This window comes from Leptospira brenneri (genome assembly GCF_002812125.1).
Lineage (GTDB): Bacteria > Spirochaetota > Leptospiria > Leptospirales > Leptospiraceae > Leptospira_A > Leptospira_A brenneri.
In genome coordinates, this window is sequence record NZ_NPDQ01000002.1 from 606,654 (window position 1) to 620,849 (window position 14,196).

Consider the following 14,196-nt stretch of genomic DNA (forward strand, 5'->3'; position numbering starts at 1 on the left):
GGTAGGCCTTGAGTTTTTTTATGTTTCTTTTTTCTCTTGTAGCGATTCCAATTTGTTCAGACCAAATCCAAGCACAAGTCCTAGAATCAGTGCTGCCAGTGGAATTTGCGCTTCTGCAAAATCACTTGGCAAAACGTTCTTTGCTGTTGCAATTTGAATGTCTCGTTTCACTTCACCTGACCTACCAACAATTGCTTGGCCATTGGCATAATCTTTGAACGGCCAAAGGATAAAGAAAGATCCGAGGATGAGTCCAAGTAAAAATGTCATGGTATGTGACTTGTATTTTGCAAATAACCATTTTACAAAATGAGTAAAAATAAGAAGTCCGAGTAAACATCCAATTCCAAAGGCTGCAAGAAAAATAATGGAACTTGGTTCCAGGATGGTCGAAAGTTTTCCAATCACAATTTGGTATTCACCGAGTACAAGCATGATATAAGATCCAGAGATCCCTGGTAGAATCATTGCGGAAATGGCAACGGCTCCTGTCAGGAAGGCAATGAGTGGGTTCTCTGATCCAGAAGAATCACCCATAAAGAAACTCGGAACAATCGTCAGTAGAATTCCTGGAATGAGGAACAACCAAACAAACACAGTATGTTTTTCAATGAGTTTATAAGGAACTGCAAGAGAAGGGAAGATCAGTCCAATAAAAAGTGCAAGTGTTGCTTGCGGGTGGTTTTGCAGTAAGAACTGAATGAGTTTGGCTCCTGAGACTACGGAAAGCAGTAGACCAATCCCGAGAAATACAAGGAACCAGAAATCAATCCGTTTCATTTCGTCAGCAAAACGTTTTCTTACATCTTCTTTCCAGAATCCAAATACTAAAGCTAACGACACTTTGATGGTATCTAAGTTTAGAGATGTAATGGCTGTGATCAGCCTGTCATAAAGTCCGAGGATGAGGGCAAAGGTTCCTCCGGAAACACCGGGAATGAGATTGGCAATCCCGATGAGAAAGCCATTGAGAAGGCAGAATAGAATTTCTTTTTTCGATAGAGGCATAAAGGAAAGAATGGGAGTACAAAGACTTTATGCAAGGTTTTTTCTAGGGATAAGACTCCAGAGGACTCCATAACTAATGATTGAAAAAAGGAATAAGATGACGAATGTACGAAGATTAGAAATTCCATTTGTTTTCAATTGAAAATGGATACAGACAATCGCCAAATTTAGAATGGAGAAAATTCCGAGAGATCCGATTTTTCCTAGTTTGGTTTCTGTAATCCTTTGGTAGAGATGTTCTCTGTGGGCAGAGAAAAGATGTTTCTTTTGGAAAAATCTTTTGATGAGGATAAAAATTCCATCCAACCAAAAGTAGGGGAATAAATAAAAAAAAGAGGTAATGTCCCAAACTTCTGAATTTGGTTTTTCCCATTTCCCAACAAACAATGGTAAAACCATGACTAAAAATCCTAAGGCCAAAGACCCACTGTCTCCCATAAACAATTTTGCTCTTGGAAAATTGTAAAATACAAACCCAAACATAGAAACAAAAAGGATTAAATACAAACGATACCCCAGATGATCCATGGCATAAAAATGGGGAGAAACGAGACTTAAGGAAAAATAGGAAAGAAACAGAGTTGTGACTAGATACCAGTCCATCCCATCCATAAAGTTAACGAGATTGACCGCAAACACGATAAAGATTGTGAGAAGAAGGATTTCTAAGGGTTTAACAAAAGTGATTCCGAAAATCCATTGAACTTCTGGGTCCACAAACACTAAAAATACTGCAACTAGTGTTAATTCTAAAAACAATCGGAGTTTGGGACTTAAGTGATATAAATCATCTACAAATCCTAAAATACAAAATAATAAAACACCAGCTAACAAAAGATAAAGATCTGTTCTGACGGAAGAACCCTCAGGCAATGGCAGGAAATTGTCGCCATTCGGGAAAAAAAGGAAACCAATCACCGAAAGAAGGAAAATGGGGATAAAAAACATTCCCCCAGATTTTTTGGTGACCACGTCATGCAGGCTTCTTTCGTTTGGCACATCTTTGACCCCAAAACGGGAATAAACATAGAATGTATGTAAAATTAGGCTAAGAACTGCAAGAATGGCGAAGATTGGCAGGAAAAAAGAGACCATTTTCGCAAAGTTTATCGGTACGGGGTCTTTTGGCAGTTTTTTATTGCAAAATTCCGTCCCTCTTCGATGTTTAATTTATGTTTCAGGGCGTTTATACCGCGGTCATCACCCCCTTCCGCCAGGGGAAAATCGATTATGATAGTTATTTTAAAATCCTAGAAAACCAAATCCGTTCCGGAGTGGCGGGTGTGGTTCCTTGTGGGACAACGGGAGAATCTCCCACCCTTTCTTATGAGGAACATAAGGAACTCATTCAAAAGACCGTCCAAGTAGTGGCAGGAAAAATCCAAGTCATTGCCGGTACTGGATCCAACTCTACAAAAGAGGCCATCGAACTCACTGAGTCGGCTTGTGCTGATGGGGTGGATGGAATTCTTTCGGTAAATCCTTATTATAACAAACCCACACAAGAAGGAATGTATCGCCACTTCACAGAAATTGCCAATGTCTCTTCTAAACCGGTGATGTTGTACAATATTCCGGGAAGAACAAATGTGAATCTACTCCCCGAAACGGTAGCAAGACTTGCGGCCCATCCAAAAATTGCGGCAATCAAAGAAGCGACTGGTGATTTAGGGCAAATGGCGAAAGTCATTGCGGCTACACCAGCTAACTTTGATTTATTGTCGGGAGATGATAATCTTACACTTCCTGTATTGTCTATCGGTGGAAAGGGAGTTGTTTCAGTTGTTTCCAATCTTTTCCCCCGTGCTTGTGTGGATATGGTGTCCTTATATTTACGTGGAGATTTGGAAGCATCTAAAAAGATTTATTACAAACTTCTTCCTGTGTTTATTAATGCGTTTATTGAAACCAATCCTATTCCAATCAAAGCCGCTATGAGTTGGTTTGGGTATTGCGAAAATGAACTTCGTCTTCCGATGACTGCTTTGTCTGAAGGATCTCCTGCGGATGCTTTCAAAAAGACCGTATTCCAACTCAAAGAGGAAGGCATTGTCTAAGATCAAAGTTGGTGTCATAGGTGCCGGAGGAAGGATGGGGAAGGCCATCATCCAAGTCTTATCTCTTTCCAAAAAATCAGAGTTAAGTGCAGCTGTTGTGAGAGAGGGAGCTGTGTATGCAGGTTTTGATTCTGGTAATCATGCGGGAATCAAAGAGACTGGGATTTTACTTTCCACTGATTTGGGGAAAGCATGTGAGGCATCAGATGTCCTCATTGATTTTAGCACCCATACGGGATTTGAGTCCATTCTGAATGCAGCATTGGCAAATAAAAAACCTTTGGTGATTGGTACAACTGGTCTGACAGATTCTGATAAAGCCCTCATCCAATCGGCGGCAACTTCCATTCCTATTGTTTTTTCACCAAATATGTCTGTGGGTGTGAATCTGTTATTCAAACTAACTGAGATCGCAGCAAAAGTGTTAGACGAAGATTTTGATGTAGAGGTTTTAGACATCCACCATCGCCATAAAAAGGATGCACCGTCTGGAACGGCCATGTATTTAAAAGAAGTTCTTTTGAATGCCACCAAACGTTCGGAAGAAAACGTGATTTATGGTCGCCATGGGATGTATTCCGAAAGAGACCAAAAAGAAATCGCCATGCATACGATGCGAGCAGGCGAAGTGGTCGGAGAACATACCGTATATTTTTTAAGTTCAGAAGAACGAATTGAAATCACTCACAAAGCACAAGATCGTAAAACATTTGCTAGTGGGGCGGTCAAAGCCGCTGAGTTCTTACATGGCAAATCCAAAGGCCTCTATAATATGTTTGATGTGTTAGGAATCTAAATTGGATTTTTTTCGAGGATTATATATCATTCCATGGAGTAAAAATTATATCTCCATATCATTGGATGTAATCATCGTTGCGTTTTTAATTTATAAAACTTACACTACCCTTCGTAGGACAAGGGGGATCCAACTCCTTCTGGGTGTTGGAATCATTTGGATTTCGGGAAGTCTTGCCGAATATTTAGGTTTTGAACTTCTCGAATGGATTTTGACAAATATCAGACCCGCTCTTGTGTTTGCGATCATCGTACTTTTACAACCGGAGTTACGTAGGCTAACAGGAGATTTGGCAAGGATTCGCCTTCTTCGGTTATTCTTTTTAAAACCAACATTCGACTTAGATCCTATTGTGGAAGCGGTTCGGATCATGTCTCAAGAGAAAACCGGATCCATCATTGTCCTTGTGAAAGACATTAGTTTAAAGGACATTTCTGAAAATGCCGTTCCTTTGGATGCACAAGTCACTTCAGAAGTATTACAAACCATTTTCTTTAAAAATTCCCCGCTCCATGATGGGGCAGTCATTATCGAACAAAATCGAATTATTTGTGCAGCGTCTTATTTGCCTATGAGTAGTTCCGTGGAAATTGCAACACTTGGTGCAAGGCATCGGTCGGCATTGGGTCTCTCAGAAGAAACAGATGCCATCATCATTGTGACTTCCGAAGAAACAGGAGACATTACCATTTGTTTTGAAGGGGAAATGTTGCACCCGGTCAAACCTCTCGAACTCAAAGCACTCGTGAGCAACCTGATGACAGGAACACGAAGGTCTAAGGACGATTCTCTTCGTAAACCGAAAGAGAAAGATACGGGTGTCAGTATATGACTCGAAAACTTCTTGGAAAGATTGCCAGAAACTGGAAGGCAAAACTAGTTTCTTTGATCATTGCTAGTATATTTTATGTAAACCTCCAAAACTCAAAAGTTTTGATTAAAACCATAAATGTTCCTGTCGACTATCCAAAGTTATCTGGTAATTTAAACTATTCTAAAAACCCTGAAAAAACTATCCCCGTTCGAGTAGAGGGTTTGAAAGATGTGGTGAATTACTATTCACAATTTATGAAAGCAGTGATTGATCCAGAGGATGTTCAACTCGGGGTGACGGAAATCCCCATTAAAAAAATTGTTGGGGTTCCGAGTGGGGTTAAGGTCACAAAACTAAAAAAAACAGTTCCTGTTGAAATTGAATCTCGCGGCCTAAAAGTGGTGCCACTCGAAGTTGTGTTTGAAGGTGCTCCACCAGCTAACTTTGAAAAACTAACTCAAATTGTGAGCCCACAAAAAGTAACCTTGAGTGGAAAACCACAAGACTTAGAAAAAATAACAAAAGTAATCCTTCCTGAAATATCACTTGTTGATAAAAAAGAACCTTTTGCAAGGACTGTCCGAATTCCTGACCTTCCTAAAGGAGTGAATGTTCTTGGTTCAAAAGATGTGACAGTGAATGTCAATATCATCCCTCTTTCCTATAAAACAGGAGAACAAACAGCTGCAGGAATTCCTATCGTATGTTCAGGGTTAGATGCTAGATTGGATGCTGAACTTTCTGAAGAACAAGTGGCGATTCGGTATTTTTCGCTCAAACCAATTCGTTCTGCACAAATTCTTACGGGGATTACTGCTCAAGTTCCCTGTAATTATATTTTTGATCCTATCAAAAATAAGATCATTCCCGAATTACAGCCGCAAGTTGCCAAAGTCCGGATCATCAAAAACAAAGATTTGAAGGGAATTGAAATTTTACAAATCAGTCCGGAAAAAATCGAAATTCGTTATAAAGTCAAAGAACAAAATCCTGATTCTGCAGATCCCGCCGAGGATGGAACCGGAATGGACGGTCCCGCTGATACTTCAGATAGATCATAAAATCCAAATGATTTAATGGCCCGATTTTGCTTTTAAAACCAGGTACTAAAATTGATTTAAATCTAAAAAAATCCTATTTTATATTTTTAGATTCTATTTTAAAAATTCATAGATTTCTTTAAAACTTTCTTCTGGGTTCTCCCATTGTGGGTAGTGACCAATCGAGTCCCAACGAATGAGTTTTTTATTTTTGATAGGGAGTTTTTCGATTTCATCTGCTAGGTGACGTCCACTCACTGGATCTTCCCCACCATTGATAAAGAGTAGTGGAACTTCTGTATTTAAAAGAGCTTGTTTCCAACGTTCGCCGTGCACTCTTCTTTCTTTAATGTACTTAAGGAGTTTGTGTGGAATGAGAACTTTATTTGGATAAGTGATTAGTTTCCAAAGTATTGAAATTTCTTTATTGTTTGGTTTCGTATCTTTTCCAAATACTTGGCTAAACGCGACTCCAAATTTTTTTTCGTCGTAAAACCTAGAAAGGAAAGCTCCGAGTATTGGAGTGGCGAGGAGTTTTTGTTTGAATGTGGGTCTATGGAGATGAGGAAATAACCCTCCATTTAAGAAAACTGCTCCATCAATTTCATATTTGCGATCACTTCGTTCCAAATGCCTCGCTAAAATTTCTTGGCCTACACTCACCGCATAATCATGAAATACAAATTTAACCCTTCTTAATGCATTCTTTTCAATAAAGTTTTCTATGATATCTGTTTGTTCGATTAATGTGTATTTATGTTTTTTTGGTTTAGAAGAATAACCAAATCCTAAAAAATCAATAGCGATTGTGTTGAAGTAACGAGATAAACCATTAAAAATTTTGGAATAGTCCCAAGAGGATGTAGGGAATCCATGAAGTAAAATTAAATTTTGCCCTCTACCTTCTTGGATAAAGAAAATTTGAAATTTTTTATATTCAAAAAATTTACCAGCTGCGAGCCACTCTGTTGCGTTCTTTTTTGGAAAGTTTAGATCCACCATATCCGACATAGCACAACTAAAGAGGAAGTGAGTCAAATAGAAGAATTTGCTACTTTCTGATTTCTCAGAAGCCGATCTTTAAAGAGATGGAATCATACCCTCTTATTTATTTTGTAAAACCTGAAGGAACTATATCAGATTGGGAATATTTTTGGCATCAGATTCCCTATGGTGCTCCAGGAATCCTTACATTTTTTGTAGGAGTTTTTCTTAGTTACTTTGCATTCCAAAAATTTCGTAAATCCGATGTTGATCATAAATTTTTCCATTTAAATCTTACCGTCTCTTTTATCAGTTTTGGGTCTGTTGGACTTGTACTGACGACTAGGGCCTGGATTCAGGATGTCGAAACATTAGTATTTTGGAATGATCTATTGTATTTCCTGGTAGCTCCTTTGGCTCCAACAGCTTTTTATATGGCCTATCACATGACAGGTAAACAAAGTAAGTTGTTGTTATATTACTCTTATCTTTGTTGGTTCGCAAGTTTTGTTTTGTATTTTGGGGTCATCATCGGTAAAGGATTTGAAACTACAATCTTTGAATTCACTTTTGGAAAGTATCCAAGGGGAAGTTCTTTTGTTCGTCCTTGGGGAATCCTAGCCCCACTTGGATATTTTTTACTTATTTTACCTTCTTTTATCAAACATTATAAATACATTCGCAAACATTACCATCTAACACTCTTTCATGGGGTGAATTTACTTTTTTTACTCACAACAATGAATGCGCCGAGTATTCTTGGATTTAAAGTATATCCAGGTGGATTCTTTTTATTCATACCTATGTTACTTGTTGCCTATGGAGTATTTCGATCTGATTTTTTTGATGTAAACGAACTTCTTTTCCAAAAGAATGGGATGTTTTATTTCTTATTTGCTCTGTTATCTTTTGTTTTGATTTTTATTTCTTTTGGGGTTTCTTTTGGGTTATCACCAGATGCGTATGAATCGGCCAAGTGGTATCCTTGGGGGATTCCTCCCGTATTATCTGTATTTGGTGCTGTTTTTCTTTCCATCATTGTTGCTGGAGCCAATCCTTCTGCAAGGATCAACCAACTCTGTGCCTTTGCCCTCATCCTGACTGGATTTTATGTCATCCAATCGGTTCCATTAAAACTAAATATATCGTATGTCGTGCAGTTAAGAATTTCACAAATGACTTTTGTGGCGTTTGCATTTGCTCCCAGCATTATGGTGCGTTTGGTTTTTGAAGCCATTGGCCAAAAATCACCTTCTTGGATTCAAGGAATTGATTTTCTTTGTGTGAGTGCTGCTGTGCTAGCTCCATCTCCGTATTTGTTTGTGGGTTATTTTGATTATCCTTGGTCAAGAGTCCATCACGGCGGACCCGCTGAATTACTTGTAGGAATGAATGGAGCCATTGCGTTAATTTTAGTTCTTTTTACTTTTATCAGAAATAAGGGTTACATTAACTTTGCATCCAAATGGATCATTGGATCTTTTATGTTATCGGCTGCTTTGTTACTCGCAGGTCTTTTGCCAAGTCATGGTGTTCCTATTTATCCATTGGCAGACTTCCAGTTTGTTCCGGCATTTTTACTTGGTTATGCGGTCTTACGTCACGGGGCTTTGTCCTTGGAGGGAAGAACCATCCAACTGAGCCAAAGATTGGCAAACTTGGGTCTCATCACCATGGCAATTGCAGCTATATTGTATTTCCCTCTCATTCGGGAACAATATGGGGTTGGGGAATCGGCATTTCATTTAACCATGATTGTATTACCACTGGTTCTGTTTAATTACCTTGTTGTTTATATCATGTCACGTCCATTGGCAGAGGAACTCGATATCAGCTATTTCCTTTTGGATTTAGAAAAACAAAAAGCAGATGAGGAAAGGGAAAAAGCTCTGATTGCTCAAGACAAAGCAGAAGAAGCAAGAGAAGAGTCAGAAAAATTATTACTTAATATTTTACCATATAAAGTTGCACAAGAACTCAAACAAAAGGGCAGTGTGACTCCTTCTCGAATTGAAAATGTAACCGTTTTATTCACAGACTTTAAAGGGTTTACAAAAGTTGCTGAAGGAATGGACGAACAAAGTTTGATTGAAGAACTAGATGCTTGTTTCACTCAATTCGATGAAATCATTCTCAGGAACAATTTAGAAAAACTAAAAACCATCGGCGATAGTTATATGTGCGCAGGTGGTCTTCCTGTAGAGAATAGAACCAGTGCCATTGACGCTTGTTTGGCGGCACTCGAAATCCAAAGTTTTATGAACCAATTGAAAGAGATTAAAACTACCTTAAATTTGCCATTTTGGGAATTACGATTGGGACTCCACACAGGGCCTGTAGTGGCTGGAGTTGTGGGAAGGTTTAAATTTGCTTACGACATTTGGGGAGATACTGTGAACACCGCTTCACGTATGGAGTCTGGTGGGGAAACAGGAAAAATCAATGTTTCCAAAGAAACCTATGAACTCGTGAAGTATTTTTTTATCACAGAATATAGAGGAAAAATTCACGGAAAAAATAAAGGCGAATTAGATATGTATTTTGTTCATCGCCTAAGGCCCCGTTATTCGCAAGACCCGGATGGAAAAGCACCGAACCAATATTTCCGGGAAGTGTATTCCCGGATCACTCATGGTGCTAATATTCGTTGGAAGAATGAAGGTTAACTTCTTATATCTTTTAAGTTTGTTCTTCTTCCGCAAGCCAAGTGCGCAGTAACTGAGCAACGTCTTCTGGTTTTTCTTTTGCCAGATTGATTGCGTTTTCCAGTAACTCGCGTCTGAGTTTTTCGTCGAGAGAGAGTTCGACTTCTGCTCCCCCTTCGTCCATCACGCGAAGTGCTGCTTCCCTCATCATTTGTTGTTGAGCAGCAAGTTCTTCTTCTCTGAGTCTTCTTCTTCTTGCGATTTCTTTTTTGATCGCACGGTAGACTAAGATCGCAAGGATGAGTAAAATTAAAATCACGAGAGAAGCGATGACCATATTACGAATGGCTCTTTGTTTTTGAAACTCTTCGTCTTCTAAACGAAATTGTTCCGTTCTATCTTTCGGAATGGTAATCACACTGATTTGGTCACCGCGTGACCTTGTGTAACCAATCGCTGCTTCTAAGTTTTTGCGAACGAGTTTTAAATCACCTTCAGCAACAGGAATGTACTTTCTGTCGTATCCGAGTCCATCTTCTCGTTCTTTTCTTTCCCAAACACCATCCACAACAACCGAAAGGCCAATCTTTTCAATCTTCCAAGGTTGGCGTTTGATATCTTTCACTCGTTTGTTGAATTCGTAGTTATTGATATTTTCGTCTTTAGAATATTCTGCTTTTTGGTAATCGGTGTCTTTGTATCCAGGAGGTAGATTTGGTTCTGTTCCTGCAGGACCATCCGGAGTGAACCCACGTCCTTTAAAAGATTCTTTCGTTTCTTTAGATGATACTTTTAGGGAATATCCATCTACCAACTTTCTTTCGTTATACGGTGTATCAGGATTATCTTCTTCGGCTACTACCGGTAATACTTCATTTTCCGTTAAGGACTCTTGGTCCCAATTGAATGAGTATTCAAAACGAGTGATGTCGACTCGGTCTTCTCCACCCAAATACCAACGAAGGGTATTACGAATGTCGATGAGTCGTTTGACTCGTTCTTCTTCTTCAATTCTAAGTTTTTCTTGGACAATTCGAAGTTCTAATCTTTCTTTTTCTAAATCTTCTTCAAAGTCAGAAATGATCTTTCCATCGGGATCAGCTACACTTACGTTTTCCGGTTTGAGTTTGGGAACCGCACGTGCGACTAAGTTGACAATCCCTTTGATTTCTTTTTTACTCATTCCTTCTACACCCGGTTTGAAGTGTAAAATGACGCTTGCTTTGACGGGATAAGAATTGGATTCAAAAAGATCTCCTTCAGGAATCGCAATATTCACATCGGATCTTTCAATTGGTCTTAGTGTATTCAGTGATTTTTCAATCGCACCTTTCAGTGCTCTGTACTTTTTAATGTCTTTGTCGAATTGAGTTTCAGTAAACTTTTCAATATCAAAAAGTTCCCAACCAGTAACTCCTGCAGGAATTAAATTCTCTTGTGCTAGTTTGGTAACAATTTCTTGTCTTTGGTCTGGATCTACTGTGATCAGACTTGTTTCACTCGAGCCGTAAGAATAACCTAGAGCATCGAGTTTTTTAGTAACCTCGGAGAAGTCTTTGGAATCCAAATCCTTAAAGAGAACCACTCTGTTTCTTTGGGACGAGACATTGGATAGGATGATGACTGCCACCACCACAACAGCAAGCACACCACCCAAAATCATTTTTTTGGTTTTATCGAGTTTGTTTAACAACTCTTTGAGATTATCGATGATCTTTTGCAGTGGTTCAGGCATAGTACGGGCCTCGTCAGGATTTGAGACATAATGTCATGATTCTTCAGAAATGTACAAGTACTTTTCGGGGGGAGGGGGAAATTTGAAGGGATTTTGGCTCTGAATTGGTATTGACGTGTATTTTTGTGTGATTACATTGTAATTACATGAAAGCTGCTGTGATCCAAATAGGAAATTCAAAGGGAATCCGAATCCCAAAAACTGTTTTGGCAGAATGTCTGATTGAAGATGAAGTCGATCTACTAGTAGAAGACAATAAAATCATCATCACTCCTTATAAAAACAAACCACGCGTGGGTTGGGAAGACCAATTCAAAGCGATGGCAGAAAGAAAAGAGGATCAGTTACTGATTCCAGATTCCGTTGATTTGAATGCACAGGATTGGGAATGGTAATTCATCAATATGATATCTACCTAATCAATTTAGATCCTACGATTGGGCATGAAATCAAAAAATCCAGACCTTGTATTGTGATATCACCCGATGAAATGAATTTGTTTATAGGAACTGTAATGATCGCACCTATGACCACAAGGTCTAGGAGTTACCCAACAAGGGTAGATTTAACATTTCAAGGGAAAAAGGGTTCTATCGTTTTGGATCAGATACGAACTGTTGATAGGTCTCGGTTGATTCAAAAGCTGGGATCTTCGGATCCCAAAACCATTCAAAAAATCAAAAAAGTCATAAAAGAAATGTTAGTCGACTAAACTAATTCTTTTATGACTTCTGATTCAATAGTTTTCTTTAGTTTAGATAATTAAAATCTAAACCACACCTTCCACTTTTTGGAACACACGATCAAATCGTTTGAGGGCATCATCAATTACCGCATCTGTATCGGAAGCACTTGTATAGAGTCTACTTCCTGCTAGAGTCACAATCCCTTCTGACATGTAAGCTGCTCCCATCTCTTCCATAGCATGTTTTCTTTTATGAGCTTCTGCGATGGTTTTTTTGATGGTCCAGAATTTTTTGATATTGATATCAAGTAACATGGTTCCAACGGTTTCTAAATGGCAGATAGATCCTTGGTTGAAGGCAACAAAAGGAAGATCATATTTTTGGATTAGTTTTTGTAATCCTTTGGTGAGTCTGTCTCCAGCCCTTCCCGATTTTTCACAGGCATTTGTTTTTTCCATTTCACAAAGTGTAAAATAACCTGCAGCAGAACTAAGTGGATTTGCCGCCATCGTTCCCCCGATTAACGCCTTTTTGGTGCCAGTTTGGAGTCCTGCAGAAACATATTTCATGTATTCTTTTTTCCCACCAAGGCCACCAGCGGATGGGTATCCACCAGCAACTACTTTTCCAAAAATGGTTAGGTCAGGGTCCACACCAAAATATCCTTGAGCACCACTTAGTCCAATTCGGAAAGCTGTGACCACTTCATCAAAGATAAGAAGGGCACCATACTTGTTACAGAGTTCACGAACTCCCTTGTTAAAGTCAAAGTCAAGAGGTCTTGTTCCACTTTCTGGTCCTACTGGTTCGATAAGAACTGCTGCTGTACCTCCACGAAAACGATTTCGTTTTAAGACAGATTCCAAAGCGTTCAAATCGTTCGGATAGAATTCTTGAGTGTATTTGAAAATGGATTTTGGAACTCCATTGGCTTCAAAGTGTCTTGTTCCCGGAATGCGAAGACCATAAGCCAATTGATCACTCCAGCCGTGATAAGCCCCACCCATCTTCACAATGTTTTTTTTCTTAGTCGCAAGTCTTGCCACTCGGATGGATGCCATACAAGCTTCTGTTCCCGAACCGAGCATTCGAAACATTTCCACAGAAGGGACTAACTCTACAATTTTCTCTGCTAACTTATATTCGTATTCATGAAAAAGACCTGTCACAGGACCTGTTGTGTCTAGAAGTTCGATGACTTTTTTACGAACGATATTTGGATTACTTCCGAGTACGGTTGGGCCACCAGCTTGCAAAAAGTCGATGTATTTGTTTCCATCCAAATCATAGAGATAGGCACCAGATGCTTTTGTAAATACAAGAGGGAAGGGATGGTTGAAGGAAAGATTGTGTTGGACTCCGCCTGGAATGTATTCCGAAGCCTTGGTGATCATTGCTTTGGACTTACTACACTTTTTATCAAAGTAATTGTGTAGAATTCCATCCATTTCTTCTTTACGAATGGAGCGGATCGGGAGAGAAATTAATTTCCTTAGGTCTTTGTAGATTTGGTCTACGTTTGGGTATTCGTTCATGGAAAAGCCTTGGGCCATATAATCTTTCCTCTTCCGGGTCTTTTTTCTTGACAATGAGTGAGTTATCACTCATTGTCAAGAAGGAATTCATAAATTTTATCGAGAATGGTAGATTCTTTGGAAATTTGCGTAAATTTCCTGGAGAAATCTGACCTTTTTCGTTTATTGGACGGGGATAGATATGGTAACGAAGCATTTCAATGATAGTTTTGAGCGGATTTCCGAAGAAAAGAGGAACCGGATCTTATCCATTGCCATATCCGAATTTGCCAACCGCGGGTTCACAAGTGCCAATACCAATACCATCGCTCAAAAAGCGGGAATCAGTGTGGGTTCTCTTTATAAATACTTTGAAACCAAAGAGGATTTTTTTCTTACCGTTGTAGATCATGGAATCACTCAATTGGAAAAAACGTTAGAGTCAGTGATTTCGATGGACTTAGATTTTTTTGGTAAAATTGAAAAGATCATTCGCATCATCCAAACCCATTCTCGGATCAACCAAGACATCATCCGTCTTTATAACGAAATGACAACAGAAAGTAATTATGAACTCATCACTCGTTTGTCTGGTGAATTGGAATCTTTATCTGCTAAATGTTATATTGAAATGATCAATCTGGCAAAAAAGGACGGAACCATTTCTTCGGAAGTGGATAGTAATCTTTCTGCGTTTTTATTAGATAATATTTTTATGACACTGCAGTTTTCTTATTCTACAGTCTATTATAAAGAACGAATGAAGATTTATTTAGGACAAGATATTTTTGATAAAGATGAGGATGTTGTGACGGGGGTCATGAAAGTCATTCGCAGAGCCCTGGGTGGTTAGGAATCGGTAATTGGAGTTATATCACAATCGCAAATCTATTTGTATAAGATGATAAAACCACAAT

At 38.9% G+C, this 14,196-nt stretch carries 13 protein-coding genes; 8 read left to right on the forward strand and 5 right to left on the reverse strand.

Features of this window, described 5'->3' with window-relative positions; all coding sequences use genetic code 11:
- Nucleotides 1-18: 18 nt before the first annotated feature.
- Both CH361_RS06235 and CH361_RS06240 read right to left on the reverse strand, forming a co-directional pair.
- Nucleotides 19-1,008, reverse strand: coding sequence for a DUF368 domain-containing protein (locus CH361_RS06235; RefSeq protein WP_100789941.1), 990 nt, complete (start codon nucleotides 1,006-1,008; stop codon nucleotides 19-21).
- 27 nt (nucleotides 1,009-1,035) lie between these two features.
- A complete protein-coding gene (locus CH361_RS06240; RefSeq protein WP_100789942.1) occupies nucleotides 1,036-2,103 on the reverse strand; it encodes an MraY family glycosyltransferase in 1,068 nt (355 codons plus the stop codon).
- 77 nt (nucleotides 2,104-2,180) lie between these two features.
- Between CH361_RS06240 and dapA the strand changes: the two genes are divergently transcribed.
- The 4 genes from dapA to CH361_RS06260 are packed head-to-tail and all read left to right on the forward strand — an operon-like array spanning nucleotide 2,181 to nucleotide 5,736.
- Nucleotides 2,181-3,065 carry a 4-hydroxy-tetrahydrodipicolinate synthase gene (dapA, locus tag CH361_RS06245; RefSeq protein ID WP_100789943.1) on the forward strand — a complete coding sequence of 295 codons (885 nt, stop codon included), beginning with the start codon at nucleotides 2,181-2,183 and terminating at the stop codon, nucleotides 3,063-3,065.
- Nucleotides 3,016-3,861 carry a 4-hydroxy-tetrahydrodipicolinate reductase gene (dapB, locus tag CH361_RS06250; protein ID WP_208861390.1) on the forward strand — a complete coding sequence of 282 codons (846 nt, stop codon included), beginning with the start codon at nucleotides 3,016-3,018 and terminating at the stop codon, nucleotides 3,859-3,861. The genes dapA and dapB overlap by 50 nt, the downstream gene beginning before the upstream one ends.
- Before the next feature lies 1 nt (nucleotide 3,862).
- Complete coding sequence (gene cdaA / locus CH361_RS06255) at nucleotides 3,863-4,693, forward strand: diadenylate cyclase CdaA (RefSeq protein WP_100789945.1); 831 nt, start codon at nucleotides 3,863-3,865, stop codon at nucleotides 4,691-4,693.
- On the forward strand, nucleotides 4,690-5,736 hold the full coding sequence (locus CH361_RS06260) for a CdaR family protein (RefSeq protein ID WP_100789946.1): 1,047 nt from the start codon (nucleotides 4,690-4,692) through the stop codon (nucleotides 5,734-5,736). Before cdaA ends, CH361_RS06260 begins: the two co-directional genes overlap by 4 nt.
- A 93-nt stretch (nucleotides 5,737-5,829) precedes the next feature.
- On the opposite strand, the gene CH361_RS06265 is transcribed toward CH361_RS06260, so the two are convergent.
- A complete protein-coding gene (locus tag CH361_RS06265) occupies nucleotides 5,830-6,753 on the reverse strand; it encodes an alpha/beta fold hydrolase (protein WP_244279634.1) in 924 nt (307 codons plus the stop codon).
- Nucleotides 6,754-6,803: 50 nt separating this feature from the next.
- On the opposite strand from CH361_RS06265, the gene CH361_RS06270 reads away from it, so the two are divergent.
- Complete coding sequence (locus CH361_RS06270) at nucleotides 6,804-9,365, forward strand: adenylate/guanylate cyclase domain-containing protein (RefSeq protein WP_100789947.1); 2,562 nt, start codon at nucleotides 6,804-6,806, stop codon at nucleotides 9,363-9,365.
- Between the two features lie 13 nt (nucleotides 9,366-9,378).
- Here CH361_RS06270 and fliF read toward each other — a convergent pair whose 3' ends face one another.
- Nucleotides 9,379-11,079, reverse strand: coding sequence for a flagellar basal-body MS-ring/collar protein FliF (fliF, locus tag CH361_RS06275; RefSeq protein WP_100789948.1), 1,701 nt, complete (start codon nucleotides 11,077-11,079; stop codon nucleotides 9,379-9,381).
- Nucleotides 11,080-11,225: 146 nt separating this feature from the next.
- Between fliF and CH361_RS06280 the strand changes: the two genes are divergently transcribed.
- The gene (locus tag CH361_RS06280; protein ID WP_100789949.1) at nucleotides 11,226-11,474 is read left to right on the forward strand and encodes an AbrB/MazE/SpoVT family DNA-binding domain-containing protein; all 249 of its coding nucleotides are present in this window, start codon (nucleotides 11,226-11,228) and stop codon (nucleotides 11,472-11,474) included.
- On the forward strand, nucleotides 11,468-11,791 hold the full coding sequence (locus CH361_RS06285; RefSeq protein ID WP_100789950.1) for a type II toxin-antitoxin system PemK/MazF family toxin: 324 nt from the start codon (nucleotides 11,468-11,470) through the stop codon (nucleotides 11,789-11,791). Before CH361_RS06280 ends, CH361_RS06285 begins: the two co-directional genes overlap by 7 nt.
- A 57-nt stretch (nucleotides 11,792-11,848) precedes the next feature.
- On the opposite strand, the gene CH361_RS06290 is transcribed toward CH361_RS06285, so the two are convergent.
- A complete protein-coding gene (locus tag CH361_RS06290) occupies nucleotides 11,849-13,318 on the reverse strand; it encodes an aspartate aminotransferase family protein (RefSeq protein ID WP_100789951.1) in 1,470 nt (489 codons plus the stop codon).
- Nucleotides 13,319-13,481: 163 nt separating this feature from the next.
- On the opposite strand from CH361_RS06290, the gene CH361_RS06295 reads away from it, so the two are divergent.
- Nucleotides 13,482-14,132 carry a TetR/AcrR family transcriptional regulator gene (locus CH361_RS06295; RefSeq protein ID WP_100789952.1) on the forward strand — a complete coding sequence of 217 codons (651 nt, stop codon included), beginning with the start codon at nucleotides 13,482-13,484 and terminating at the stop codon, nucleotides 14,130-14,132.
- The last annotated feature ends 64 nt before the right edge of the window (nucleotides 14,133-14,196 follow it).